Annotated in this window: 25 protein-coding genes; 10 read left to right on the top strand and 15 right to left on the bottom strand. The window is 64.5% G+C overall.

Features of this window, described 5'->3' with window-relative positions; translation table 11 throughout:
- The first annotated feature begins 15 nt into the window (after positions 1 to 15).
- From AC1RR3_RS36195 to AC1RR3_RS36180, 4 genes are all read left to right on the top strand, one after another.
- Complete coding sequence (locus tag AC1RR3_RS36195; protein ID WP_492829699.1) at positions 16 to 414, top strand: hypothetical protein; 399 nt, start codon at positions 16 to 18, stop codon at positions 412 to 414.
- Positions 415 to 526: 112 nt separating this feature from the next.
- The gene (locus tag AC1RR3_RS36190) at positions 527 to 718 is read left to right on the top strand and encodes a hypothetical protein (protein WP_492829697.1); all 192 of its coding nucleotides are present in this window, start codon (positions 527 to 529) and stop codon (positions 716 to 718) included.
- A gap of 18 nt (positions 719 to 736) precedes the next feature.
- Positions 737 to 1,123: a hypothetical protein gene (locus AC1RR3_RS36185; RefSeq protein ID WP_492829696.1), complete on the top strand. Its 387-nt coding sequence runs from the start codon at positions 737 to 739 to the stop codon at positions 1,121 to 1,123.
- Positions 1,124 to 1,213: 90 nt separating this feature from the next.
- Entirely contained in the window at positions 1,214 to 1,342 is a 129-nt protein-coding gene (locus tag AC1RR3_RS36180; RefSeq protein ID WP_492829695.1) for a hypothetical protein, read from the top strand.
- Positions 1,343 to 1,345: 3 nt separating this feature from the next.
- Here the strand turns inward: AC1RR3_RS36180 and AC1RR3_RS36175 are convergent, their stop codons facing one another.
- Positions 1,346 to 1,927 (bottom strand): TetR/AcrR family transcriptional regulator, encoded by a 582-nt coding sequence (locus AC1RR3_RS36175; RefSeq protein ID WP_492829693.1) that lies wholly within the window; start codon positions 1,925 to 1,927, stop codon positions 1,346 to 1,348.
- An 85-nt stretch (positions 1,928 to 2,012) separates the two neighbouring features.
- Here AC1RR3_RS36175 and AC1RR3_RS36170 point away from each other — a divergent pair, with 85 nt between their 5' ends.
- The 3 genes from AC1RR3_RS36170 (at position 2,013) to AC1RR3_RS36160 (ending at position 5,065) form a co-directional block, all read left to right on the top strand.
- On the top strand, positions 2,013 to 2,753 hold the full coding sequence (locus tag AC1RR3_RS36170) for a crotonase/enoyl-CoA hydratase family protein (RefSeq protein ID WP_492829691.1): 741 nt from the start codon (positions 2,013 to 2,015) through the stop codon (positions 2,751 to 2,753).
- 69 nt (positions 2,754 to 2,822) lie between these two features.
- Positions 2,823 to 3,458 carry a uracil phosphoribosyltransferase gene (gene upp / locus AC1RR3_RS36165; RefSeq protein WP_492829689.1) on the top strand — a complete coding sequence of 212 codons (636 nt, stop codon included), beginning with the start codon at positions 2,823 to 2,825 and terminating at the stop codon, positions 3,456 to 3,458.
- A 32-nt stretch (positions 3,459 to 3,490) separates the two neighbouring features.
- A complete protein-coding gene (locus tag AC1RR3_RS36160) occupies positions 3,491 to 5,065 on the top strand; it encodes an AMP-binding protein (RefSeq protein WP_492829687.1) in 1,575 nt (524 codons plus the stop codon).
- 4 nt (positions 5,066 to 5,069) lie between these two features.
- On the opposite strand, the gene AC1RR3_RS36155 is transcribed toward AC1RR3_RS36160, so the two are convergent.
- The 11 genes from AC1RR3_RS36155 to AC1RR3_RS36105 all read right to left on the bottom strand — a co-directional run bounded on the left by AC1RR3_RS36155 (position 5,070) and on the right by AC1RR3_RS36105 (position 15,047).
- Complete coding sequence (locus AC1RR3_RS36155) at positions 5,070 to 5,981, bottom strand: flagellin (RefSeq protein ID WP_492829685.1); 912 nt, start codon at positions 5,979 to 5,981, stop codon at positions 5,070 to 5,072.
- A gap of 12 nt (positions 5,982 to 5,993) precedes the next feature.
- Entirely contained in the window at positions 5,994 to 7,763 is a 1,770-nt protein-coding gene (flgK, locus tag AC1RR3_RS36150; RefSeq protein WP_492829683.1) for a flagellar hook-associated protein FlgK, read from the bottom strand.
- Positions 7,764 to 7,781: 18 nt separating this feature from the next.
- On the bottom strand, positions 7,782 to 8,258 hold the full coding sequence (locus AC1RR3_RS36145) for a flagellar protein FlgN (RefSeq protein WP_492829681.1): 477 nt from the start codon (positions 8,256 to 8,258) through the stop codon (positions 7,782 to 7,784).
- Positions 8,259 to 8,267: 9 nt separating this feature from the next.
- The gene (locus tag AC1RR3_RS36140) at positions 8,268 to 8,528 is read right to left on the bottom strand and encodes a hypothetical protein (protein WP_492829679.1); all 261 of its coding nucleotides are present in this window, start codon (positions 8,526 to 8,528) and stop codon (positions 8,268 to 8,270) included.
- A gap of 3 nt (positions 8,529 to 8,531) precedes the next feature.
- A complete protein-coding gene (flgE, locus tag AC1RR3_RS36135) occupies positions 8,532 to 9,797 on the bottom strand; it encodes a flagellar hook protein FlgE (RefSeq protein WP_492829677.1) in 1,266 nt (421 codons plus the stop codon).
- A 31-nt stretch (positions 9,798 to 9,828) separates the two neighbouring features.
- The gene (locus tag AC1RR3_RS36130; RefSeq protein WP_492829675.1) at positions 9,829 to 10,497 is read right to left on the bottom strand and encodes a flagellar hook assembly protein FlgD; all 669 of its coding nucleotides are present in this window, start codon (positions 10,495 to 10,497) and stop codon (positions 9,829 to 9,831) included.
- Positions 10,498 to 10,771: 274 nt separating this feature from the next.
- Positions 10,772 to 11,044 carry a hypothetical protein gene (locus AC1RR3_RS36125; RefSeq protein ID WP_492829674.1) on the bottom strand — a complete coding sequence of 91 codons (273 nt, stop codon included), beginning with the start codon at positions 11,042 to 11,044 and terminating at the stop codon, positions 10,772 to 10,774.
- 164 nt (positions 11,045 to 11,208) lie between these two features.
- Complete coding sequence (locus AC1RR3_RS36120; RefSeq protein ID WP_492829671.1) at positions 11,209 to 11,634, bottom strand: flagellar export chaperone FliS; 426 nt, start codon at positions 11,632 to 11,634, stop codon at positions 11,209 to 11,211.
- 2 nt (positions 11,635 to 11,636) lie between these two features.
- Entirely contained in the window at positions 11,637 to 13,319 is a 1,683-nt protein-coding gene (fliD, locus tag AC1RR3_RS36115; protein WP_492829669.1) for a flagellar filament capping protein FliD, read from the bottom strand.
- 61 nt (positions 13,320 to 13,380) lie between these two features.
- Complete coding sequence (locus AC1RR3_RS36110; RefSeq protein WP_492829668.1) at positions 13,381 to 14,205, bottom strand: flagellin; 825 nt, start codon at positions 14,203 to 14,205, stop codon at positions 13,381 to 13,383.
- Between the two features lie 143 nt (positions 14,206 to 14,348).
- Positions 14,349 to 15,047, bottom strand: coding sequence for an RNA polymerase sigma factor (locus AC1RR3_RS36105; protein ID WP_492829667.1), 699 nt, complete (start codon positions 15,045 to 15,047; stop codon positions 14,349 to 14,351).
- A 513-nt stretch (positions 15,048 to 15,560) separates the two neighbouring features.
- On the opposite strand from AC1RR3_RS36105, the gene AC1RR3_RS36100 reads away from it, so the two are divergent.
- The 3 genes from AC1RR3_RS36100 to AC1RR3_RS36090 all read left to right on the top strand — a co-directional run bounded on the left by AC1RR3_RS36100 (position 15,561) and on the right by AC1RR3_RS36090 (position 19,906).
- Entirely contained in the window at positions 15,561 to 17,975 is a 2,415-nt protein-coding gene (locus AC1RR3_RS36100) for a hypothetical protein (protein ID WP_492829666.1), read from the top strand.
- Positions 17,976 to 18,036: 61 nt separating this feature from the next.
- Positions 18,037 to 19,356, top strand: coding sequence for a hypothetical protein (locus tag AC1RR3_RS36095; RefSeq protein ID WP_492829814.1), 1,320 nt, complete (start codon positions 18,037 to 18,039; stop codon positions 19,354 to 19,356).
- A 13-nt stretch (positions 19,357 to 19,369) separates the two neighbouring features.
- Entirely contained in the window at positions 19,370 to 19,906 is a 537-nt protein-coding gene (locus tag AC1RR3_RS36090; protein WP_492829665.1) for a hypothetical protein, read from the top strand.
- A 1-nt stretch (position 19,907) separates the two neighbouring features.
- On the opposite strand, the gene AC1RR3_RS36085 is transcribed toward AC1RR3_RS36090, so the two are convergent.
- Genes AC1RR3_RS36085 through AC1RR3_RS36075 form a run of 3 tightly spaced genes read right to left on the bottom strand, consistent with a single transcriptional unit; the run spans position 19,908 to position 23,908 of the window.
- Positions 19,908 to 21,158, bottom strand: a complete 1,251-nt coding sequence (locus AC1RR3_RS36085) for an acetyl-CoA hydrolase/transferase family protein (protein WP_492829663.1) — start codon at positions 21,156 to 21,158, stop codon at positions 19,908 to 19,910.
- A gap of 7 nt (positions 21,159 to 21,165) precedes the next feature.
- Entirely contained in the window at positions 21,166 to 22,719 is a 1,554-nt protein-coding gene (locus tag AC1RR3_RS36080; protein ID WP_492829662.1) for a class I adenylate-forming enzyme family protein, read from the bottom strand.
- A gap of 22 nt (positions 22,720 to 22,741) precedes the next feature.
- The gene (locus AC1RR3_RS36075; RefSeq protein WP_492829660.1) at positions 22,742 to 23,908 is read right to left on the bottom strand and encodes an acyl-CoA dehydrogenase family protein; all 1,167 of its coding nucleotides are present in this window, start codon (positions 23,906 to 23,908) and stop codon (positions 22,742 to 22,744) included.
- Between the last annotated feature and the right edge of the window lie 13 nt (positions 23,909 to 23,921).

Raw genomic sequence — 23,921 nt, 5'->3', positions numbered from 1 at the left:
ACATCCGGCTATCCCATGATGCAATCGGTCAGCGAACCTCACAGGCTGCTCCGCGCCTGGCAATTGGCGCTGCTGCGCTTTGCCGTGACGCTGGATGAGTCCGACAGGCTCAATGTCGCGGCGCTCGCAGCGGAGCTCGATCGTCCCGGCGACCAGCGTGACCCCGACGACTCGCTCCACTTCTTCCGGCGGACCAGCTCGCAACTCTGCGCGGCCATCGGCGGGCAACTACAAGACGCGGATGCAGTCCTGGACTGTTTCTGCGAGCAGATCGAGGAACCACGGCTGCGACTGGCCTTTGCCGCAGCGATTGGGAGAGCGCATTCGGATCCTGAGCCGTCTCAGGCGGCCCGGCCGAAGCGGAACCCCGACCTTTTCAGGGGACTGCCATCGCGCCGGTCGGCGTCCTTATGACATTCCTATGCGGGCACCTCAGCGCTCATCTCGCAATCCTACGCAACGATGGACATCATACGACATAGATCGGGGCGGCCGTTTCGCCGCCCGAGAGACAAGGACTTCCAAGATGTCGATCCTGACACATGGCTATGACCGGCGCCTCGATGGGGTCGAACGCCCGACGCGACTCTCGGAAGCGCGCAAGGCGCAGCTCAAGCGCCTCGCGCTTCAGGGGCTGGCCTTGCTCTCGATGGGTACTGTGCTCACCGCGCTGATTGCGTTGAAGACCGCCATTTATGTCTGGCATCTCCACGCCTGACCGGCATGGGAGACCATCATGACCTTGCAAATGTGTGAAGAGGCCGCCATGGCCGCGATCGCCCTCCAGGCCGCCCATCGCCGCCCTGAGGCCAAGCGGGCGGCGACGCTTGGGCCGATCGACCCAGATGTCGTCAGTGCCGCCATCCCCGCCTTCTTCATTGGACGCAACAGCGCCGGCCTCTGGGTCGCGCGCGAAGCCAATGAACGTGTCGGCGGTCTGTTCCTGTTCAAGAGCTCAGCGGTGGATTTTGCCAACCGTCAGAGCGCACCGGAACGCTGCGCCCTGGTGTTCCCCACCGAGACCTTCGAACTCGACGTCGAGAACCGCGGCAATATCCTGATCGTGCTGGCGGAGGGAGCCAGGAAGATCCTTGCGCGCGTGGTGGCAAGGCTGCGGCCATGATCGAGCTCAAGATCGCCATCCTGGTCGCATTGCTGGGTGCATTGCTGCTCGGCGTGCGCTTCGGCGCCGCACCTGCCGCGGACAAGTAGCGTGCAACTCCTCAAGGGACATCTCGAGCACGCAGTCACCACGACGATCCTGACCATGACGCTGAGCCTGGTCTGGGGCGCGGTCCTGACGATCGTGATCACGCTCGTCGCGCGCGGGCTCGGGGTCTAGCCCTCACCGCTCCGCTTCCGCCTCGATCAGGCGCGCCAGTTCCGCCGCCGTGATCTCGATCGGCCGGGCGCTGCGTTCGACGCGGGCCTGGATCAGCGCGCCCTGGAGCGCCGACGTGCAAAGCACGGCAAGCGTCTCCGCCCGCGGCCTCGCAAACCCATCAGCCATCAGCCTGTCGCGAAGCAGCGCGATCCGCGCCGCATAGGCCTTGCGGCCGGCATCCGTGACCGCACGCTCGCGCGGCGCCAGCTCGAGCAGCACAGTCGTGATCGGACAGCCGTTGCGAAAGCCGGAGCCCTGCATCCATCCCGCCAGCAGCCGCGCATGGGCCCGCAGCAGCTCGCTGGTCGAGCCGCACTCCTCGACGAGCCTTGCAATGGTGGTGGCCACGCGGCGGCCGGCCTCCTCGACCGCGGCCACTGCGATCGAGGATTTTCCATCCGGAAAGTAATGGTAGAGCGAGCCTTTCGGCGCACCGCTGGCGTCGACGATGTCGTTGAGGCCGGTGCGGGCAAAGCCCTGGCGGCGGAACAGGGTCACCGCGGCATTGATGATGGGCTGGCGGTGTTTTGGCACGGCCGGCATGGCAGATTCCTCCGGTCAGACATTATATTGATTGGTCTACATCAGCCTCCGACAGTCAAGCCATGACAACGACAGGGAGAGGCAGATGCCAAAGGGAGTGACCTACGAGCTGGACGACGGCGTGGCGCGGATCGGGCTCGACGACGGCAAGGTCAATGTGATGTCGAGCACGATGCTGGGCGAGATCGGCGCCGCCTTCGACCGTGCCGAGACGGAGGCCGGGATCGTGGTGCTGCGCTCGGCGCGGCCGGGCATTTTCTCCGCGGGCTTCGATCTGAAAGTGTTCGCGTCGGGCGATGCCGCCGGGAGCCTCGAGATGGTCCGGGCCGGCGCCGAGCTTGCGCTGCGGCTGATGTCGTTTCCGCATCCGACCATCGGCGTGATGGAGGGCCACGCCTTTCCGATGGGGACGTTCCTGCTGCTCGCCTGCGACGTCAGGCTTGGCGCGCGCGGACCGCACCGCATGGGGCTGAACGAGGTCGCGATCGGCATCGCGCCGCCGAGCTTCGCGATCGAGCTGGCGCGCAGCCGCGTGCATCCGGCATGGCTCAGCCGCACCGCGACACTGGGCGAAATGTACGAGCCCGATGAGGCGTTGACGGCAGGCTTCCTCGACCGCGTGGTTGCGCCTGAGGCCGTCGACAACACCCTCGCGGAAATCATCGCGGCCTTGCGCGCGATCCACAAGCCGTCGCATGCGACCGCAAAGAAGCGCCTGCGCCAACCGGCCATGAACGCCATGCGCGCGGCGATCGACCGCGAATTGACCATGGCTGCCTACGAGGCAAGCAGCCGCGCGCGCAAGGAGGTCGCGATGCCCGCTTGAGGCGACCTATCCCGCGGAAAAAACCCGCCCGATCTGGCGCAATTTCACGGAACCGTGTAGATCGGTTTCATGAGCAGCAGCAACGTCCACGTCGTCGCCCATCCCCTGGTCCAGCACAAGCTCTCCCTGATGCGGGAGAAGGACCGCTCGACCAAGAGCTTTCGCGAGATCCTGAACGAGATCGGGATGCTGCTCGGCTACGAGGTGACGCGCGACCTGCCGCTGGAGCTGGTCGAGATCGAGACGCCGATCGCGGCAATGCAGGCGCCGAAGATCGCCGGCAAGAAGCTCACGCTGGCGCCGATCCTGCGCGCCGGCGTCGGCTTCCTCGATGGCATGCTGGCGCTGATGCCCTCGGCGCGCATCGCCCATATCGGGCTCTATCGCGACCCCGAAACATTGCAGGCCGTGGAATATTACTTCAAGGCGCCGCAGGACCTGTCCGACCGTACCGTGATCCTGATGGATCCGATGCTGGCGACCGGCAACTCCGCCTGCGCGGGCGCATCTCTGCTCAAGGACCGCGGCGCCCGCGACATCCGCTTCGTCTGCCTCCTGGCCGCGCCCGAGGGCATCGCGCAATTCCAGAGCGAACATCCCGACGTGCCGGTCTGGACCGCCGCGATCGACGAGCGGCTCAACGACCACGGCTACATCGTGCCGGGCCTGGGCGATGCCGGCGACCGGATGTTCGGCACCAAGTAGACAGGTTTGCGCGATCGGGTTACTCCGGGCGCATGAGCCCCAACGAATTTTCACTGCTATCGCTGATCCGGATCGAGGCCGCCGCCGATCCCGCCTTCGTGTTCGACGGCACGCCAGTCTCGCGCGCCGAGTTCTCGGAGAAGATCGAGCAGAGCGCCGCCTGGCTTGCGGCCCAAGGTATAGGCAAGGGCGACGTCGTCGCGGTCTGGCTGGTCAACCGGATCGAATGGGTCGCGCTGCTGTTCGCCGCCGCCCGGCGCGGAGCCATCGTCGCGGCCGTCAATACGCGCTACCGCAGCGCAGAGGTCGCCCATCTGCTGCGCTTGTCCGGCGCGAAGCTGATGGTGGTCGAGGCCGCGTTCCGCTCGATCGACTTTGCCGCCATCCTCGCCGATATCGCCAAGGACGAGGTGCCCGCGCTGCGACGGCTTGCGGTGGTTGGCGCGGATGCGATCCCGGCGCACTGGCCCTGCGTGCGGTTCGATGCGTACGACAAGCCCTATCCGCCTGCCCCGTCCGCCCCGGATGACGTCGACCTGCCCGTGCTGCTCTACACCACGTCAGGCACGACCAAGGGACCAAAGCTCGTCGCGCATTCGCAGCGGACGCTGGCCACGCACGCCGCCTCCGTCGCCACGGCTCTAAAGCTCTCGCCGCAGCGCCATTCGCTGCTGGCGATGCTGCCGTTCTGCGGCACATTTGGCATGACCAGCCTGCTCGGCTTCATCGCAGCCGGCGCGACCATCCATGTGCTCGACGCCTTCGAAGCGGCGCCGGCGTTGAAGATCCTCGGCGAGCAGAAGATCACGCATTCATTTGGCTCGGACGAGATGTTCCGCCGCATCCTCACGCTCACCGATGCGCCGCGGCCGTTTCCCCATCTCGAAATCTGCGGCTTCGCCGCGTTCCAGCCCGGCTGGCGCGAGCTTGCCGCAGAGGCCGAAGCGCGCGGCATGAAGCTGTACGGCCTCTACGGTTCGAGCGAGGTGCAGGCCCTGTTCTCGATCGCCCGCGCCAGTGACGCCTTCGCCGACCGGATCGAGGGTGGCGGCTGGCCGATGTCACCGGGGGCCAGCGTTCGCGTGCGCGACACCGAGACCGGCGAACTCGCAGCGGCCGGGGTCTCCGGCGAGATCGAGATCAGCGCGCCGTCACGTTTCCTCGGCTATTTCAACAATCCGGAGGCGACGCGCGATGCGATCACCGCGGATGGTTTCTTCCGCACCGGCGATATCGGCCGGCTGCGCGGCGACGGCTCTTTCGTCTACGAGACCCGCGCGGGCGACGCCATGCGGCTCGGTGGCTTCCTGGTTGCGCCCGGCGAGATCGAGGACGAGCTCAAGTCCTGCGCCGGTATTGCCGACGCCCAGGTCGTCGCAGTCGACCTGAAAGGAAACGCACGCTGCGTCGCCTTCGTGATCCCGGCGAAAGAGCCGCCGCAGCAGGAGACATTGGTCGCGCGCCTGCGCGAACGGCTCGCCGGCTACAAGGTGCCGGCGCGGATCTACGTCGTCGACGCCTTCCCCGTCACCGACAGCGCCAACGGTGTCAAGATCCAGCGTGCCAGGCTGCGCACCATGGCCATGGAACGGATCGCCGCGGAATAAGCGCCTATTTCAGATAGTTCGAGAGATTCAGGCTCAGGATCTTGCCGAGTGCCGAATAGGACGCGGTGAGCTGCGCCTGATAGGTCGAGAGCTGCGCGGTGACGGCGGCGACGTCGACGCTGGTGAGGTCGTTCGACAGCGTCTCGGCATAGCTCTTGTAGTCGGTCTGGCGTGCGCTCGCGGTCTCGATCGCGGACGCATCGTTCGACAGCTTGGCCTGCACCGCGGCGGTGTCGTCGAGCGCCGTTCCGGCGAGATCGAGCGCGCTGGAAATGTCCGAAGACGACAGCGAAGTGCTGCTGGCCACGAACTTCAGGACGCGCATCGCCTCCTCGAACGCGGAATTGTCGGCATTGACGCCGTACGACACCGTCTGGTCGGAGGCGACCCGCACGGAGGCGATCTCGTCGTCGCCATTGTAGTAGCTGGTGTCGGCCGTGGTCAGGGAGCCGCTGCCGGACGAGAAGCTCGTGAGGTCGACCGGCGCGGTGTCGGTCTTGCCGCCGGCGAACACATACTGGCCGTCATATTGCGTGTTCATCAGCGAGCCCATCTGCTCCAGCATCTGCTGGGCGGTGGTGATCACCGAATTCGACTCGGTCGAGCTGCCGGTCGAGGCCGCGCTGAGCTGGGAGCGCAGCTGCGTGAGAATATCGGTCACCGATCCGACGGCCGAATACATCACCTGCACCTTGCTGTCGGCGAGTGTCGCCGCGTCGACATAGGATTGCGCGCGCGTCACCGAGACCTGGAGGTTGACGACATGCTGCGCGTCCGAGCCATAGCCGCCGAAATCGGTCGAGAGGACGCCCGAAGATTCCTGGATCTGCTTGTTGGCCATGACCGATTCCAGGCGCATCGCGTCGGAAATCATCCTGTTCGACTGGGCGAAGGTGGCAACCCGCATTGCGACCATGGGCGCGCCCTCTTACGTCGACTGCACGGCGGTGAGCAACGCCGAGTACATGGAGTTGATAGCCTGGATCAGGGCCGATGCCGCCGAGTATTTGTTCTGTAGCGTGCTCAGATTGGCCGACTCTTCGTCGAGGTTGACACCGGACTGCGAGGCCAGCGAGTTCGCATAGGTCGATTGCGCCGTCTCCTTGGCGGTGTAGTTGGTGGACGCCTGCGAGGCCTTGCTCGAGACATCGGCCACGATCGTCGAGGCGTAGTCGGCCAGCGACCCGGTCGAGGCGGCAAGTCCGCCGGTTGACGCGAACGACCGTGACTGCGTCAACGCATCGTAGAAGGCGTTGATCACGGTCGCCGAGCCCGATGACAGCACGGTGCCCGTCGGGCTCGACGAGGAATCCAGCGTCGCGAGCTGGAGCTCGTTGGTGCCGGACAGGATCTTGCTGTTGACCGCGATGTCCGCCGCGCTCGTGCCGGTCACGAGGTCGTTGAGGCCGAAATACGCCGAGAATCCTTCACTCGAACTGCCCACCGAGCTCGTCATCTCGTTGATGGCGACGCCATTGCCCGAGCCGGTCGCCGTGATCGAGAGATGGCCGTCGGAATCGACCGAGGCCGACAATCCGGAGATGCGGTTGATGTCGGTGACGAGATCGTCGACCGTGGAATAGGACGACAGGTCAAGATCGTCGTAGGAGACCAGAGTGCCGCTCTGGTCAGTGACGGCAAGGCGCACGGTGCCGGTGGCGGACAGCAATGTGCCGCTGGTGACACTGGTCGTCCCGGTGAGGCTCGTCGGCGCCGGCACCGCGGAGGCGCTGTTCGAAACGCTGTTCATCGCGGACGCGAGCTGTTGGGCGAGTTGATCGAGCTGCGACTGCGCCGCCGGCAGCGTCGTGTCCCGCATCGTGATCAGCGCGCCGATGTCACCGCCGGTGATCTGCGAGGTGATATCCACCCCGTTCACCGTGATCGCGCTGAAGCCGCTCGACGAGGAGCCGGCGGTATAGGTCGTCGACGCCGTCACGTTGGCAGCAGGGGTATAGCTGATCGTGTGCGCCGACGAATCGACCAGCGCCTGCCCCGACGTGGTGTAGATCTGGAGGTCGCCGTTCGACGCCGTAAAATAGCTGACGTTCATCTTGGACCCGAGATCCTGGAGCGCGGTGTTGCGCTGGTCCTCGAGGTCCGCGGTCGACTGGCCGGTCGCCGCCGTCTGCTTGATCTGGGCGTTCAGATCCGCGATCTGCTGCAAGTCCGCATTGACGTCGTCGATCGAGGACGCAATATCCTGATCGGCATCCGACCGGAGCTTCTGGATCCCGCTCGAGGTCTCCCGCAACTGGCTCGCGACATCGTCGAGCGCACTGACGACGTTGGATTGCAGCGAGGCGCTGCTCGGCGTGCTCGCCAGCGAGGACAGCGCTGATTCCAGCGAGGCGATGCTGTTGGCGAGCGAGGTCCCGGACGACGAATCGTCGCTGCTGCTGATCGAGCCGTAGAGCTTCTGGAGCGACGTCAGATAGGTGTTGGTGGTGTCTGCCGAACCGAGATCGGAGTCTGCGGCGACAAGCGACTTCAGCAGTAGCTTGTCGACCGTCGAGGTGATGCCCGTCACCGTGACGCCGGTGCCGACACCGTTGGTGACGCTGCTCGACTGGCTCGCGGTCTTCTTGGTGTAGCCCGTCGTGTCGGCGTTCGAGATGTTCGACGACGTCACGCTGATCTGCACGGACGTCGCCGAGAGCCCGCTGAAGGCGATCGATCGTGCGATATCGAGCGACATGGCGGGCCCCTTGAATCGTCAGGCGCTGCGGCTGGTGCCGCTGGAAACGGCGCGCGCGGCGGCGACGCGGCCGGAGGCGCCATAGGGCGATACCGCGGCGATCTGCTCGCGGATTGCCTGCATGACGGCCTCGATCCGGCGGTTGCTGGCTTCGATCGCCGCGCGCAGGCGCACCAGATTCTCGTCCATTGCCGCGCGCAGCTTCAGGATTCGCTCCATCAGCTGCTCGCGCAGGATCCGGTCGCGCACGTCCAGGCTGGTGGAGCCTGCCGCGCACTCGGCCACGGTCCGTTCGAAAATCTCCGCCAGCTTGTTCTTCTCGTCGACCTGCTTCAAACGCGAGGCCGGCAGGCCTTTGGCGAGCTCCGCATTCTCATCGGCGACCAGCGCGGTCAGCGCATCGATCAGCACGATCAGCGACTTGATCCGGGCGTCACCATTTGCGGCGATCGTCCTCGTGGCTTGGCTGTTGGCTCGGGCTACAGTCATGGTCATCGCCTTCTTCTAGTTATGCCGTTTGCCGCGGTCGGCCTGCGAGTTGCGCAAATACGCGCCGATCGCGGTCGCCCTGACGGTCGCCTGCCTCATCTCGCCCGCGATCTCCGCACATTCCCGCAGGAGACCGCTGCGGGTGGTCTCGATATCGTCGAGCAGCGCGAGGAGTTGCCCGCGGTCGCTGCCCTTGACGGTCGCGGCCCGCGCCACCAGCCGCCGCAGCCGGCGCAGCAGTGTTTCACCGAGAGCGTTGGCTTTTTCATCGCGCATCGCTCACCTCATCGCCGAGATCAGGGTGTCGTACATCTTGTTGACGGTGGAGATGACCTGGGACGCGGCGGAATAGGCCTGCTGCGCCGAAATCATGCTCGAGAACTGGCTGGAGGTGTCGGTGGTCGATGATTCCAGCTCGCTGCCATAGATCGTGCCCGCACCGTTCTCGCCGGACGACTGCAACGCGGCGTTGCCCGAGGTCACGGTCGCCGAATAGAGACCGTCGCTGGCGGCGGAGAGCCCGTTGGGATCGGCAAAGGTCGCCACCGCGATCTTGTAGATCGCGATGGTCTCGCCGTTGGAATAGGTGGCGTCGACCACGCCGTTCTTGCCGATCGAGACGCTCGACAGCTTGCCGTAGGACAGGCCGTCCGAATCGATGCTGGTGACGTTGACCGACGGCGTCGTCTCGCCGGAAGCGTATTGGGTCAGGCCATCGGTGCCGCCAACGGTGCCGAGATTGAGCGTGATGCTGCTGTCGGCTGCGCCGTCGGTCCAGCCCGTGATCGAAACGACCGGCGGACTCGGGTCCGTGCTCGCAAGCGAGCCGTCGCTGTTAAAGACGACATCGATCGAGCCGCTGGCCGTGCCCGTTGCGGTCGAGGTGTCCGACGTCGTGGTCGGATTCGCAAAGGTCGCGGTCCACTTGTTGGTGTCGGTCTTGGTCCAGGTGACCTGCATCGTATTCGCCGCGCCGAGCGAATCGTAGACCGTCATCGAGCTGGTAAATTGGTTGGTCGCGGCGGCGTCCGATGGCAGATTGGCCGCAATGGTGGTCTTGGTGGTGGCGCTGCCGCTGGTCGAGGCGATCTGGGTGTTGATGGCGGAGAGATTGCTGGCGGACTCGCTGCCGACGACATTGCCGTCAGCGTCGGTGCGCCAGCCCTCGAGATAGCTGCCGTTGTTCTCGAGATAGCCGGCATTGTCGATCGTGAAGGCGCCGTTGCGGGTGTAAGAGGTGACGCCACCCGACGTGGCGCTGGTCACCACGAAAAATCCTGTGCCCTGGATCGCGACGTCTGTGGCATTCGAAGTCGCTGCCAGCAGGCCCTGCTGGGTGATGTTGGCACGGCCCGAGACGGTGACGCCACCCGAAGCGTAGGACGTCGTGTTGCTCGATGCGGTGACGAGCGCGTCGAACATGCCGGACGTCGTCTTGTAGGCGGTCGTGTCGGAATTGGCGATGTTATCGCTGATCATCGACAGGGACTGGCTCTGGGCGCTGAGCGCCGAGATCGCCGAGGACAATGCACCGGTAAGACTCATGATGAAACTCCGAGGAAATCAGGACGTGAAATCAGGACGTGACGCCGAGGATATTGGCGGCGCTGACGGCGACGCCGTTCACCGTGAGCGAGGGCGTGGAGGTTGAGGTGTCGATACCGGTCACCGTGCCGGTGACGGTCGTGTAATTGAGGACCGAATTGCCGGCGGAATTCGTCGCGGTCACCGAGATCGTGTACTGACCGCCGTCGGAGAGCTGGTTGCCGCTGGAGTCCTTGCCATCCCAGGTGAAGCTGTTGGAGCCGGAATTGCCGGTCCCTGTGCCGGTGTAGACAACATTGCCGGAGGAATCCGAGATACTGATGGACACGTTCGACGCGGCCGAGGACAGCGAGTAGCCGAAGGTCGCCGAGCCGTTGCTCAAGGTCGACGTGTCGGTCTTTGCCTCGACGGTGTGGCCGATGTAGTTCACGGAATTCAGCGTCACGAGGCTCGAGAACGAGCCCGCGAGCGAAGAGAGATTGGAGTTGATCGACTGCTGCGAGCTGAAATTAGCATAGGAGGTGAGCTGATTGATCAGGTCGGTGGTCGATGTCGCGTTCAGCGGATCCTGGTTCTGGAGCTCGCTGACGAGCAGGCTCAGGAAGTCGCTGGATGTCAGCGTCGAATTGGATGACGTGCTCGACGACGACGACGTCGTCGTGGTCGCAGTCGTCGCGGAACTCGTGGCGGAAACAGTCATCAGAAACTCCGGCTTTCCCGCGCTGCCGACGGCGCGATGTCGGTCGGCGGCGCTTGAAATCTGTGTGCTGATGAAACGGGTGGGCGCGTGGATTCAGGCGGGGATTCACGCGCGCGAAAACGGCTTTCGACACGGCAAAATCTGCCGCGTACGCACGAGTGGTGCGACGGTCTCGCGTTGATCTGTCGCGGTGATCGAGCCCCGCTCCGAGAAGTCGTGGAGCTTCAACGCCCCAAGCGCGATCGGGATATGCGAGGGTTGAAAAGGGAGCCCTTCAGCTCTCCGCCGTTTCGCCTTCGGTGCGAGGCTCGGCGGTGTCGTCCTTGATTTTCGCAGCAGCTGCAACGATGCGGTCGGCGAGCCCTTTGGGCGCGCGGACCGGTGGAGCTGCAAGCGCCTGGCGCAAAACGCGCGCCTCTTCGAGCAGGGCCTGCGCGGCAGATGAGCGCGCCAGCAGCTCTTCAGCGGGCAAACGCCGATCGTCGGGCCAGAGCGAGAGATCCTCGCCCAGCCGGTCGATCAGTTCCTCAAACTCGGTGACGTCCATCGCCCGCCGGTCCCGCCTCGGTCAGGCCGTCATAAAGCATTGCGGGCGGGGCGGAAACCGGATTTCAGCGGTTTCGGGCGCCAAAAGCGCCCGCAGCGCTACGGAAAATGGTCAAAACAACGGCCCCAACGCCCCCTCCCCGCATCGCGGAGGAACAGGCGGCGTCAACCCGTGCGGGCCGAATCGACCGACCCGGCCTTGCTGCTGCGCAACGTGGCATCGACGGACTCCCAGGCCTCACGCAGCTCGGTGAGCCCGGCGATGATCCGCCGAAAACTCTCGCGGGCGTGCGGCCGGCCGTAAGCCTTGAGGCTCGCCAGGATCAAGGCGTTGTAGGTCTGGAACATCCGTTCCGCCACAGCCCCGCCCTTGGTGAAATCGAGATTGTGGCTCAGCCCGCGCAGGATCGCGGTCGCCTTCATCAGGTATTCGTGCCCCTCCTCGAAACGGCGCGCCTCCTGCGCGGCGATCGACTTCTGAAGGAAGGTGATCGTGCCGCCAAGCAGCATCGAGACCGCCTTGAGTGGTGGCACGGTCGTCGCCGTTCCCCGATAGGCCTGGTTGGCCATGTACGCCATCGGATTATGCATGATCAATCACTCGAGCTGGAATTGAGCAGGGCCTTGAGATAATCGAGCGTGCTGTTGGCACTCTCGATCGCGGCCTGGTATTTCGCGTATTGCGTCTGAAGCTGCGACTGCAACGTCGACGCCGCGCTGTTGATGTCGTCGACCTTCTGCTGGAGATCGTCGTCGCGCGTCGTCAGATTGCTGATCAGCGTCTGGAGCGGCCCGGTCGACGACGAATAGTTCTTCGCGACCTGATAGATCTGCGTTGCGAGGCCCGAGGTCGACGTCACCGTGATCGACTGCGAGGTCGAGCCGCTATAGGTGAAGGCCATGCCGGCATAGATCGAGCCGGCAGCGCCGATGATCGTGGTGCCGCTGACCGTGAACAGCGACGAGTCGCCGCCGACCGACGCCGAGCTGAGGTTGCCGTCCGAATCGACCGTCAAATCCAGGGTGAAAGATTGCGGCGACGTCCCGGTATTGACGACGCTGAGCTGGCTCGACGACGTCGTGGTCTGCGCCGACAACAGCGTGGTCACGCCGCTCAGATTCGTGCTCAGAATCTCCGACAGCGTGCTGGTGTCGAGCTCGAGCTCGTTGTTCTCGTTGAACGACAGCCCGAGATCGGCCATGGTCATGCCGCCCACGGTGCTGTTCAGGGCATTCTGGAGCGCATCCATGATGTTGCGCATCGTTCCGTCGCCGAACAGCACGGCGCTCGAGTCCGCCGTGCCGTCGGTCGCGGTCGCCTGCTGGGCGATGACCTCGTCGCGAAAGGCGTTATAGTTGGTGACGAACGTCTCCACCGCCGATTCGATCTGGCTGGTGTCGGCCTCGATACTGATGTTCAGCGTCGTTCCGTCGGGCGTCGCCTGGAGCAGGCTGAAAGTGACCCCGCTCAGAACGTCGGTGATATCGTTGGTGTCGCGGCTCAGTGCGATGCCGTCGAGCGTGAATTCGGCCGACTGCGCCTCCTGAATCACGTCGGTGAACGCCCCCGAACTGTCGGTCACGCCAAGCTTGTTCAGGATGTCGTCGCCGGAGGTGCTGGAATAGGTGATGTCGGCCGCATCCTCCGTACCGGTCAGCACCATCTGGTACGCGCCGCTGGAGACCTGCACGATCGAGGCCTGGACGTTGGTCGTCGAGGTCTGGGCATTGATGGTATCGACGACGTCCTGGAGCGACATCGCGCTCGTGATGGCGATGTCGGACGTGCTGCCGCCGTCCAGACCAATGGAGAACGTGCCGGAATAGCCGAGCTCGTCGGTCTGGCTCGACTGCGAGGTGCCGACGACCTTCTGCGCGGTCGCGAGCTGGCTGATCGTCAGCGTGTGGTCGCCGACCGCAGCCCCGTTCTTGATCGTCATGGAGAGCGCCGAGGAGGCGCTCACGTCGCCGGTGGAGCCGATGCTCGCCGAACGCGTGGCAAAGGCGCTGGTGGACAGTGAATTGACCACCGCGGTCGAAAGTGACGCCAGCCCCGAATATAGCGTCTTCAGATCGCTCTGAAGCGTCTGATAGGCCGAGACCTTGGCCTCGTTGCTCGTGATCGAGGTCGAGATCGTGTCCGCCTGGGCGGTCTTCGCGTCCACCGCGGCCTGGATCAGCGCCGACCAGTCGATACTGCTCGAATTGGTCGTCCCGCTCGTGGTGACGGAGACGCCCGAACTTGTGCTGCTGGTGCTCGAACTGACGGTGGTCACTTTGCCTGACTGTCCCTGGTAGGGAGCGGGCCGGCATCATGCCGGCCCGCTCGGATCATCATCAGCCGAGCAGCTTGAGCAGGTACTGCGGCATCTGGTTCGCCGCGGCCAGCGCCGACACGGCGGCCTGGGTCTTCACTTCCGCGGAGGAGAGCTTGGACTGCTCGGCCGCGATGTCGACATCCTTGATCGCCGAGTTCGCGGATTGCAGGTTCTGGGTCTGGGTCGAAATCGAGTCGGATGAGAAGTTGAACCGCGATTCCTGCGCGCCGATGCTGGCGCGGGCGCCGGAGACCGTGTCGATCGCACTATCCAGCACGGTCAGCGCCGATGTCGCGTCATCCAGCGAGCTGACGTCGAGCGAGGACACGCCGAGCGAGGATGCCGTGAGGTTCGAGAGCGTGATCGTGATCGTATCCGAGCCCGAGGAGCCGACCAGCACGGAGACGCCCGAGGAGAACACGCTCGAACCATCCAGAAGGCTCTGGCTGGAATAGCGCGTGCCGGTCGCGATCGAATCGATTTCGCTCGTAAGCTGCGAGAATTCCGATTGGATGTAGCCACGGCTGGAGTCGGTGGTGGTGCCCGAAGCGGACTCGGAAGCCAGCGACTTCATACGCGCGAGGATGTCGGAGATGTTCGAGGCACCACCGTCGGCGGTCTGGAGGATTGCGTTGGCCTGCGAGGCGTTGGTCGCAGCCTGCTGCAACGTAGTGACGTCCGAGGAGATGCGGGTCGAGATCGCAAGACCGGCGGCGTCGTCGGACGCAGACGTGATACGCGAGCCGCTCGACAGTTTGGAGAGCGAGCTGGTCTCCTGCGAGGAGTTGATGTTGAGGTAGCGGACCGCAGCGTTGGCAGCGGTATTGGTGTTGATTGCAGGCATTGGAAGCTCCTGTGCTGATGGGCAAGCGTGCCGCATCGTGAAAATCGACTTACGACGACGCAGACCGCAGCCCCGTCCGTTCGCTCAAACGGTGGAGCGCAGGCAGATCAGGCGCGAAAATTTTCGCGAGGCCAAATTTATGGTTAGCAGTCGGTAAACGCGGTGCGGATGTCGCGTTCGTGCTTGCGCAGCAGCTGGCGAAGCTGCTGGCGGCCGCGCTTGAGCAGCGACTCCACGGCAGCGATCGTGGTGTCCATGACCTGGGCGATCTCGCCGTTGCTCATGTTCTCATGATACGAGAAGATCACAGCGATGCGCTGCTGCTCGGGCAGGCGCTGCATCGCAAGCTCCAGCATGCCGTTCAGCTCGTTGCGCTCGATAATCTCGACCGCACCTGGCTGGCCGTCGGCGACTTCGGGAACGGCCTCGACATTCTCGTTGCGCGGCTTGCGGCGCAGGTCGATGCAGCGGTTGGAGATGACGCGGTAGAGCCAGGTCGAGAATTTGGCGCGACCATGCTGCCAGCGGCCGCGATGGCTCCAGATCTTGAGCATGGTGTCCTGCACCACGTCTTCGGCGTCCGCCGCGTTGCCGACGATACGGAGTGCAATCGCGTAGGCGCGATCGATGTGACGCTCGACCAGCATGCGGAAGGCCGCTTCGTCGCCGGTCGCGAGCTGGTCCAAGAGCTCGCTGTCTTCATCGAAGACGACATCGTCGCTCACAGGCGCGCTGTCCGGCGCAAGCGGCACCGACGGCATCACCGGCACGATCTCTTCCGCCACAACCGTCGGCGCAATCTCGGCCTCGGCGGGAGCCATGACATCTGCAGCGTAACTCATCCCGCAACCTCCAACCCGCAATGCCGGCGGCGCACATGCCACACGGCTTCCAGGCGTTGAACGCGGGGCCAAAACAATCCAGGCGGAGAATTTTTGTTATTTTTCAAGATGTTAGCCGGTATCTTTTGCCGAGTATCGGGCAATAATTGCCGACTGCGCGATCATCTCGCGCTTCACGTCTGCAATCATCACATCGTCTCGCGCCATGACGGATCATCCATCCTGAACAGATGCACTCGGGAGAAAACGCTGACATTACGCGGCACTAGGTGATCAAACGCGACACGCATGGAGCGCATCAAGAAGCGATTGTTTCCGAGTGTAAATGAACGCTGGACGATTTCCGCACTCGGCAATTTTTTCCGAATCACCTTTTTCGAACCTAGCGATTTTTTTGAATCTGTCAGTCGCGGCGAGCGCGTTTTTGAATCGTGCGTGAATTTTTTTCGCTCCTGTGGCGCCTGACCTCGCGCACACGCACGTTTATCGCTCTGAATGGCGGGGATTCCTGGGATGACGATCGCAACAGCCGGCGCGAAGCGCCGCGCGCAAATTGTTTCTGCTTGGTCGTTCGATGTTTTCGATACATTTCTGTTTCGTGCCTGCACGACGCCAGATGGTGTGTTTGAAAGGACTTACGAGCTATCCGGCATTTCAATAATTTGTCCGAATGTTTCCGCCAGTTTCGTTCAACATCGAATCCAGGCCGAAGGGCGTGCACGCAGGGCGGCGAAGGAGAAGCGCGGCGCGGTCGAAGTTCGGATCGACGAAATCTATTCGTTCTTTCCGTTCAATCTGTTCGGCCTCTCACGCCGCGATCTGAACGATCTCGTCGAATCGGAGTTTTCCGCAGAGCTCGAGCTTTGCCGCGCCAATCCGGACATGATCCAGCAATATCTGGACATGATGCGCGCCGGCCATCGCGTCGGATTCATCTCCGACACCTATTGGGGTTCCGACCGGCTGGCACGGCTGCTGCGGGCCTGCCGCCCCGGCCTGACGTGGGACTTTCTCTACGCCTCCTGCGATCATGGCAGCGGCAAGAGCGAAACGCTCTTTGCAAAATATCTGACCGAGCAGGGCGTCGACGCCAGCGCCTCCTTCCATATCGGCGACAACGACAAGGCCGACATCGAGGGTGCCAAGCGCCACGGCATTCGCGCACGCTATTATCCGCAGGCGACCGCCTCGCTCGCGTCGAAGTTTCAGCGCGAGACCGCGCTGTTCGAGCTGCTGTGTCAGGGCGCGCCGTCGCGGCTCGACCACGGCGCGCGCACCCTGCGGCGCATGGTCGCCGCGCGCAGCGCCGAGAGGTCGCCCGCCTTCCACCTGGGTGTCACGGTGCTCGGCCCGGTGATGACGGCGTTCGACGCCTTCGTCGCAAGGCGGTGCGAACAGGTCGCAGGTCCCGGCCGACGGGTCGCTCTCGGCTTCCTCGGCCGCGACGGCTCCCTGTCGCACCGGATCTGGCAAGACCTGCACGGCATGACGTCGGCCTATCTCGAGATCAATCGCCGCGTCAGCCTGATCGCCTCGGCCGATACGATGGAGCCGCTCGTCGATCTTTTCGTCAAGATCTCGAAGATCGACGCGCCGACCTTTCTCGACATGATCAAGATCCTGCCGCCGAAAGTCGCCGCGTTCTTCGCGAAATCGCCTGACGGCATTGTGACCGGCCCGGATATTGCGGAGGCACTGCCTGAACTGATGGACGGCAGCGAGATCGTCGAGCTGGCGTCAGCCCTGCGAGCGCGGCTGATGGCCTATCTGCGCCACATGATCCCCGGCTTCGACGACTGCACCGACCTCGTGCTGGCCGATCTCGGCTATTCCGGCAGCGTGCAAAAGGCGCTGCGCCGGGTGTTCGAGCTGGAGGGCATCAAAATCCGCCTGCACGGCGCCTATCTGATGTCGCTCGACGACGCCTTCGACGATCTCGCCGAGCAGGACAGCGCGGAGGGGTTCATCTCCGATCTGGTGGTCACCCCTCACGTCAAACGCATGCTGATCCGCAACACTGCGCTGCTGGAGCAGATCTGCTGCTCGACCGATGGTTCGGTGCGCGACTATGATGGCGACCAGGTTCTACGCGAGATCGATCAGCGTTCCCCAAGCCAGATCGCCCTGGTCACCGAGATCCAGGCTGGCGCCCTCGCCTTTGCAGAAGACGCCGAGGACATCGCGATCGAGTTTTGTCTCAGCCCCCATGCCGCGACAAATGTCGCTTCACGCTGGTGCACGGCGACATTGGCGCGGCTTTTGCTGCTGCCCGACGAGGACGAGTTGGCGCTGCTCGGCGGCTTGAAACACGACGTCAATCTCGGGACACATGCGCTGGCGCCGATGTCCGATGGTGATTTCGTCCGCCGCCAAATCACGGCGCGTGGCCTCTCCGCCGCCTGCACGTCGGCCGGGCCGCCGATGTGGCTCGCAGGCAGCTTTGCGCGCCTGTCGCCGTCCCACGCCTATCTCTATACGCTGTTCGGCGCCAATCGCCTGCCCGCCGACGTGTTCGAAGAAAGCCCCTATGGCGCGGTTCAGGTCGGATTGTTTCGTGCCAATGGCGAGGCGACGCTGGAGACGGTTGCCGTCCACCGGACCGGTCTCGGGGAGCTGCGGGTGCGCATCCCGGTCTCGCGCGCGATGGGTATCGCCGTGCTGGCGCTTCCGTTGCCGAAATTCGCGGCCGAGGGTCTCCTGCACGGCGTGACCCTGCAATCCGCCGACGAGATCCGCGAGGCCGCCGCAAGTCAGGACGTGGTCGGCATCGCAGCCGAGAGCCTGGTCTATGCCGGCGTGCAGCGAAACGGCGAACATTATCGCGCCGAGCGCGACGACGGCTGCCTGCTGGTCCCGGTGGCCCCGATGACGCAGGAGATCGCGATCTATTCCGTCGCGATCACGCCGCTCGGTTCCGGCCCCAAATAATACGCCTGATCGCGTCGCCCCGGCCGTTGAAGTGCGAGGGCCGGCACGAGGGGGCATGGAATTGACGGACAAGACGCACGAAAGCCTTGATCAACTGCTGCAATCCGGCGGCGTCAGGCTCGGCCGGGCCCAGCGAGACCGCCTGGGCTGGCTGGTCGGCCAGTACGGCACGCCGACGTTCGACGATTTCGTCGGAGGCCGGCGGAACGGCGTCATCATCCTCAAGGAGCCACTGAGCGGCGCGGCGGCCGAGCTGTTCTACCGTTCGCTCACGCCCGGCTGCGCCGTCGTCATTCCCAGAAGCGAGAATCCCGGCTTCGACTTCCTCAAGTCCAAGCTGACAGAGTTCGGCACCGTCGGTCCGTGCGGCGCGGACGGTCCGCATGAGATGTGGTGGGGGGGCATCGGCTGGTCGAAATTCCTCACCGCAGCCGATGCATCCACCCTGCGCCCGCGGATCGTCTCCTGCTATCCGCGCGGCGGCGATGCAACCGCGGCCTTCGCGCTCCGGCACTCGCTCGAACGGTTTGACCTTGCCTGTCATATCGAGCCGATCGACACCCAGCTCGACGACCGCATCCTCTGCTTCGAGAAGGCCGAGTTCATGCTGCGGATGTGGAACAAGTATCGCGAGCCGCTGCTGTTCGTCGAAATCGGCTCCGTGCTGCGCGAGGCGCCGCTGCTGCCGTCCTTCCTCGGCTGCGACGTTGCACTCCACAAGTGGAATCGCTGGGAGATGTCGGCGCGCACGCTCTATCTCGGCCGCTCCGACCGCGCCGAAAGGCTGCTGCGCACCTGGCAACAGCTTGCCGCATCTTACCCCGCGATCTGGGAGGGCTATCTGCTCGATCAAGCCTGGAGCCTGACCTCGTCACAGGTGCCTCTCGACACCGTCTGGCTGCCGCGCTCCTATCACGCGCTGAAGGGCGACCTCGGCGCGATGCGCGCCACGATCCTGCACGACCAGCAGACGACGACGTTGGAGCTCGGGCCCGATCCGGCCTTTGCAGGCATCGTGCGCGCGGCCCGCCGCGCCGGGCGCACCGGCGCCCGCGACGCCTTCATGGTCATGACCTCGAAAGCCGAGACCAGCAAGAGCATCGCCGTGATCCTGCGCGACGTCTCGGCCAGCGATGCGGGTGCGGTGGCCGCCACCGTCGAGGCCGTGACCGGCGCTTATGCCGCCGATTGCGGTGGCTATAGCCGGCTCGAGCTGTCGCTCTGCGCCTGGCAGGACGACGTCGGCGCCGCACGCGGAGCCGCAGCGCAGGCGCGCTACCGCATCCTTGAGATCGCGCCGGGCCAGCGCATCGCCAACGATTTCTTCGCCGCCCACGCTTCCGACGACGCGGTCATGACCGCGCGCCATCTCTTTCCCTGACGGACATCACAAGATGCTCAAAACCATCATCCTGCTCACCGACACCGTGCAACAGCAGCAGCCGCTGGCCAACCTGCTCCGCGAGCACAATCGCGAGCTCGCCTTCCGCTCCGCACTGCGCGCCCAGGACCTCAGCGCCATCGAGCCGGACGTGCTGAGCGAGGCACGGCTGGTCTCTTTCGCCGCCGACGTTGCCGTCCCCGAAAAATTCCTGCTGAGGCTCGGCTATGGCGCCTACAAATTCTACGCTGCACCAACGCAATATCCGGGCTTGCCGGCCGCACCCGACGAAAGCGATGACGATCCGCGCTGCTACTCCGTGGTCGCGCAGTCGATGACGATCTGGCCCGACTTCAAGAAAGTGGTCGGCCTGGAAACCGTGACGATCCCTTACGGCACCGTTGCTGCCGAGCGCGAGCGGCTGGTGTTCTCCCGCCTTGCCCACCTGTTCTGGGGCATGTCGCACATGATCGCCGGCGAGGCGACGGATCTGCCTGCTATCATCGGGTCAAGCGAGAGCCAGCGGCCGACGCCCGCAATGATGAACTGAGCTAGCGCGCGGGACTGCGGAGCTGCGCCGACAGAGCATCGCGGTGCTCAGGCGCGGCGATCGTGATCATACGACGCGCCCGCTCGGCAAGGCCGCAGCCGCGCAGCTCGGCAATCCCCCATTCGGTGACGATGGCATCGACATCTGCGCGCGGAGTCGTCACCGTCTCGACATTGGCGACGATACGGCTGGTTCCGTCGGAGGCCGTCGCCGGCAGCGCGATGATCGCCCTGCCTCCGGGAGAGGCGTTTGCGCCGCGCACGAAATCGAGCTGGCCGCCGATCGCACCGATCGCAATGCCATTCAGCGTCTCGGAATTGACGCTGCCGTCCAGCCCGACCTGAAGCGCCGAATTGATCGCCACCAGCCGCTTGATCCGCGCCAGCACGCCCTGGCCATGCGTGTAGGACGTCGGCCGCACCGCAACCGCCTTGTTCTCATGCACGAAGCGGTAGAGTCGCTTTGTCCCGATCACCTGGTTTGTAACGGTGATCCCAGCATCGACGCCCTTCTCCGCATTCGTCACCGCGCCGCGCTCGATCAGATCGACGACGGCATCGTTGATCAGGCCGGAATGGATGCCGAGATTGCGCGCGTGCGACAGCGACGACAGGATCGCGTCCGGGATGCGGCCGACGCCGAACTGGAGCGTGCTGCCGTCGGCGATCAGGCTCGCTGCATGGGCGGCAATGCGCCGGGAGACGTCGTCGAGCGGCGCTGAGGCCAATTCGACCGGCGGACGGCGGGCCGGCACGCGCAAATGGATCGTCACATCCTCGGGCCATTCCGCCCCGAACGTAAAGGGCGCATCGGGATTGATCTCGGCGATGACAAGGCGCGCGCCGCGCGCGGCATCGATGACATAGTCGTTGGAGAGACTGGCGCTCAGCCGTCCGTCGGCAGCCTCGGCGAGCTGCACCAGAACGACATCGGCCTTGTGGCGGTGCGTGGCGAAGTCGGCGCAAAAGGCGCTGTAATTGCTCGGAATCACGTCGAGCCGTCCGGCTTTCGCAAGTCGCCGCGAATTGCCGATCACGCCATAGCTCTGGAATGAGACGCTGAGGGAGCACGCGGCAGAGAACGTCCCCGAGAATATCGGACCGACCATCATGCGAAACGACGGCAGGTGTACAGCCTGGGCCATCAGCGCCTCGGTCAGGGTGACCGGTTCTGCGGTCGCCTGTCCGCACACGACGAGATCGCCTTCCTGGATCAAGCCGCAGAAATCGATCGGCGGCGCGCCCCCGGACATCGCTGCCTCAGCCCATCGGGGTGAGGCGCGCAGAAGACTCGCCGAGAAGCGTACGCAACTCCGTCTTCACGATCTTGCCGTAGCTGTTCTTGGGGAGCTCACCGGTGAGGAAATAGTGCTTCGGCCGCTTGAAGCGCGCAATCCAGGCATTGCACATCCGGTCGAGTTCGTCCCGCGTGACCGCCCTGCCCGCGACGGGAACGACGACCGCGACCACCTCCTCGCCCCATTCCGGATGCGGCCGGCCGACCACCGAAACCTCGGCGACGGCCTCGTGCCGCAGCAGCACCTCTTCGACCTCGCGCGGATAGATGTTGGTGCCGCCTGAGATGATGACGTCCTTGGAACGATCCTTCAGGGTGAGGAAGCCATCGGCGTCGAAAGCGCCCATATCGCCGGTGTAGAGCCAGCCGTCGCGGAGCGTATTCGCGGTGGCCTCCGGGTTCTGCCAGTAGCCAGACATGACGGTGTCGCCGCGCACGATGATCTCGCCGACCTCACCTGGCGCAACGTCCCGGCCCGCTTCGTCCACAGTGCGCACCTGCACGACGCTCTGCGCGATGCCGACCGAGGCAAGGCGTTCCTCATGACGCAGATGCCCGGCGTCGAGATGCATCGATTTCGGCAAATAAGTGATCGTCATCGGCGTCTCGCCCTGACCATAGATCTGCACGAGCTTTGGCCCGAACACCGCGAGCGCGGCCTTGCAATCGGCCACGTACATGGGACCGCCGCCATAGATGATCGTCTTCAGCCCCGGCGCGGTCGCGCCCGCGGCCTCTGCGGCGACGGTCAGGCGTCGCACCATGGTGGGCGCTGCGAAGAAAGAGATGTTGTCGCGCTTCGCCGTCAGCTCCAGAATCTCGTCCGGCTCGAAGCGGCCGCTCTCGGGAACGATCTGCGCGCCCATGGCGAGCACGTGCGGGACCATGTAGAGGCCGGAGCCGTGCGACATCGGCGCAGCGTGCAGCAGCGCCTCGCCCGGGACAACTGGATTGACCTCGGCGAGATAGTTCAGCGACATCGCCAGCAGATTGCGATGGCTCAGCACCGCGCCCTTGGGCCGCCCCGTGGTGCCGCTGGTGTAGAAGATCCAGGCCGGATCGGTGATCGCGACATCGGCGATGGCGATGCTGTCGGTCTTCTCGAGGGCGCGATGTTCGGCGGAGCCGATCTCGACGATGCGCGGCTTGGCCGTGCCGAGCGCCAGCGCTTCCGAGGCGACGCTCGCCATGTCCTCCGTCACGAACACGACCGCAGCGCCCGAATTGTCGAGGATGAACGCGACCTCGCGCGGATGCAGCTTTGCATTGATGGGAACGGCGACCAGCCCGGCATGCCAGCAGGCATAGAGGCAGGCGACATAGTCAGGCACGTTCTTCATCAGCAGCGCGACACGCTCGCCCCTGGCGAGGCCAAAGCGCTGCCGCAGCGAAGCAGCCAACGAGGCCACCGTTGCGGCGAGCCGGCCGTAGTCGGCGACCGGCGTCAGGCCCTTCAGCAGCGCCGGCGCGGACGCATCAGCCTTGGCGGCGCGCAGCAGATGATGAGCGAGGTTCATGGCGATCCTGCCGAGGACAAGCCTAGTACGACTTGGCGAGGCCAAGCACCTTTTCCGCGATAAAGCTCAGCGCGAGCTGCGGGCTGACCGGGGCGATACGCGGGATCAGGCTCTCGCGCATGTAACGCTCGACGTGGAACTCCTTGGCATAGCCGAACCCGCCATGGGTCATCACCGACTGCTCGCAGGCGTGGTATCCGGCTTCGCCCGCGAGATATTTTGCCGCATTCGCGGCAGCCCCGCAGGGCATCCCCTTGTCGTACTGCCAGGCCGCCGACATCACCATCAGCCAGGCCGCCTCGAGCTCGACCCAGTTCACGGCGAGCGGATGCTGGATGCCCTGGTTTTTGCCGATCGGGCGGTTGAACACGACGCGTGTCTTGGCGTATTCGCTGGCGCGCGCCAGCGCGACCTTGCCGAGACCGACCGCTTCCGCCGCGATCAGGATGCGCTCGGGGTTCATGCCTTCGAGGATGTACTGAAAGCCCTTGCCCTCTTCGCCGATACGATCCTCCATCGGGATCTCGAAGTCCTCGAAGAACAGCTCGTTGGAATCGACGATCTTGCGGCCCATCTTCTCGATCTCGTGGACCTTGATCTTGTTGCGGTCGAAGTCCGTATAAAACAGGCTGAGGCCATGGGTGGGCGAGCGCACCTCCTCCAGCGGCGTGGTGCGCGCCAGCAGCAAAATCTTGTGCGCGACCTGCGCGGTGGAGATCCACACCTTCTGACCATTGACGATGTAGCGGTCATTCTTGGCGACCGCACGCGTCTTGAGCTGGGTGGTGTTGAGGCCGGTGTTGGGCTCGGTGACCGCGAAGCACGCCTTCTCGCGACCTTCCACCATCGGCGGCAACATGCGCTTGCGCTGTTCCTCAGTGCCGAACACGACGACGGGATTGAGCCCGAACACGTTGATATGCACCGCGGAGGCGCCGGACATGCCGGCGCCGGATTCCGCGATGGCGCGCATCATGATCGCGGCCTCGGTGATGCCGAGGCCGGAGCCGCCATATTCCTCCGGTACGCAGATGCCGAGCCAGCCGGCATCGGCCATTGCCTTGTGAAAGTCGTGCGGGAAGCCGCCGTCATGGTCCTTCTTCAGCCAATAGGCATCGGGAAAGTCCTCGCAAACTTTTACGACGGCGTCGCGAATGGCTTCCTGCTGATCGGTGAGCGCGAAATCCATGTTCTTGATCTCC

It is taken from the genome of Bradyrhizobium sp. GW821-FHT13H05 (assembly GCF_058804065.1).
This window is presented reverse-complemented; position numbering and strand designations above follow the sequence as displayed.

Excerpts from the sequence above, each read along its gene's own strand:
- AC1RR3_RS36090 (WP_492829665.1), top strand. The coding sequence starts at position 19,370 with ATGCTCAAAACCATCATCCTGCTCACCGACACCGTGCAACAGCAGCAG.
- flgE (WP_492829677.1), bottom strand. The coding sequence starts at position 9,797 with ATGAGTCTTACCGGTGCATTGTCCTCGGCGATCTCGGCGCTCAGCGCC.
- AC1RR3_RS36140 (WP_492829679.1), bottom strand. The coding sequence starts at position 8,528 with ATGCGCGATGAAAAAGCCAACGCTCTCGGTGAAACACTGCTGCGCCGG.
- AC1RR3_RS36145 (WP_492829681.1), bottom strand. The coding sequence starts at position 8,258 with ATGACCATGACTGTAGCCCGAGCCAACAGCCAAGCCACGAGGACGATC.
- AC1RR3_RS36185 (WP_492829696.1), top strand. The coding sequence starts at position 737 with ATGACCTTGCAAATGTGTGAAGAGGCCGCCATGGCCGCGATCGCCCTC.
- flgK (WP_492829683.1), bottom strand. The coding sequence starts at position 7,763 with ATGTCGCTCGATATCGCACGATCGATCGCCTTCAGCGGGCTCTCGGCG.
- AC1RR3_RS36085 (WP_492829663.1), bottom strand. The coding sequence starts at position 21,158 with ATGTCCGGGGGCGCGCCGCCGATCGATTTCTGCGGCTTGATCCAGGAA.
- upp (WP_492829689.1), top strand. The coding sequence starts at position 2,823 with ATGAGCAGCAGCAACGTCCACGTCGTCGCCCATCCCCTGGTCCAGCAC.
- AC1RR3_RS36110 (WP_492829668.1), bottom strand. The coding sequence starts at position 14,205 with ATGCCTGCAATCAACACCAATACCGCTGCCAACGCTGCGGTCCGCTAC.
- AC1RR3_RS36170 (WP_492829691.1), top strand. The coding sequence starts at position 2,013 with ATGCCAAAGGGAGTGACCTACGAGCTGGACGACGGCGTGGCGCGGATC.
- AC1RR3_RS36195 (WP_492829699.1), top strand. The coding sequence starts at position 16 with ATGATGCAATCGGTCAGCGAACCTCACAGGCTGCTCCGCGCCTGGCAA.
- AC1RR3_RS36100 (WP_492829666.1), top strand. The coding sequence starts at position 15,561 with ATGACGATCGCAACAGCCGGCGCGAAGCGCCGCGCGCAAATTGTTTCT.
- AC1RR3_RS36175 (WP_492829693.1), bottom strand. The coding sequence starts at position 1,927 with ATGCCGGCCGTGCCAAAACACCGCCAGCCCATCATCAATGCCGCGGTG.
- AC1RR3_RS36125 (WP_492829674.1), bottom strand. The coding sequence starts at position 11,044 with ATGGACGTCACCGAGTTTGAGGAACTGATCGACCGGCTGGGCGAGGAT.
- AC1RR3_RS36105 (WP_492829667.1), bottom strand. The coding sequence starts at position 15,047 with ATGAGTTACGCTGCAGATGTCATGGCTCCCGCCGAGGCCGAGATTGCG.
- AC1RR3_RS36080 (WP_492829662.1), bottom strand. The coding sequence starts at position 22,719 with ATGAACCTCGCTCATCATCTGCTGCGCGCCGCCAAGGCTGATGCGTCC.
- AC1RR3_RS36190 (WP_492829697.1), top strand. The coding sequence starts at position 527 with ATGTCGATCCTGACACATGGCTATGACCGGCGCCTCGATGGGGTCGAA.
- AC1RR3_RS36130 (WP_492829675.1), bottom strand. The coding sequence starts at position 10,497 with ATGACTGTTTCCGCCACGAGTTCCGCGACGACTGCGACCACGACGACG.
- AC1RR3_RS36120 (WP_492829671.1), bottom strand. The coding sequence starts at position 11,634 with ATGCATAATCCGATGGCGTACATGGCCAACCAGGCCTATCGGGGAACG.
- AC1RR3_RS36155 (WP_492829685.1), bottom strand. The coding sequence starts at position 5,981 with ATGGTCGCAATGCGGGTTGCCACCTTCGCCCAGTCGAACAGGATGATT.
- AC1RR3_RS36160 (WP_492829687.1), top strand. The coding sequence starts at position 3,491 with ATGAGCCCCAACGAATTTTCACTGCTATCGCTGATCCGGATCGAGGCC.
- AC1RR3_RS36075 (WP_492829660.1), bottom strand. The coding sequence starts at position 23,908 with ATGGATTTCGCGCTCACCGATCAGCAGGAAGCCATTCGCGACGCCGTC.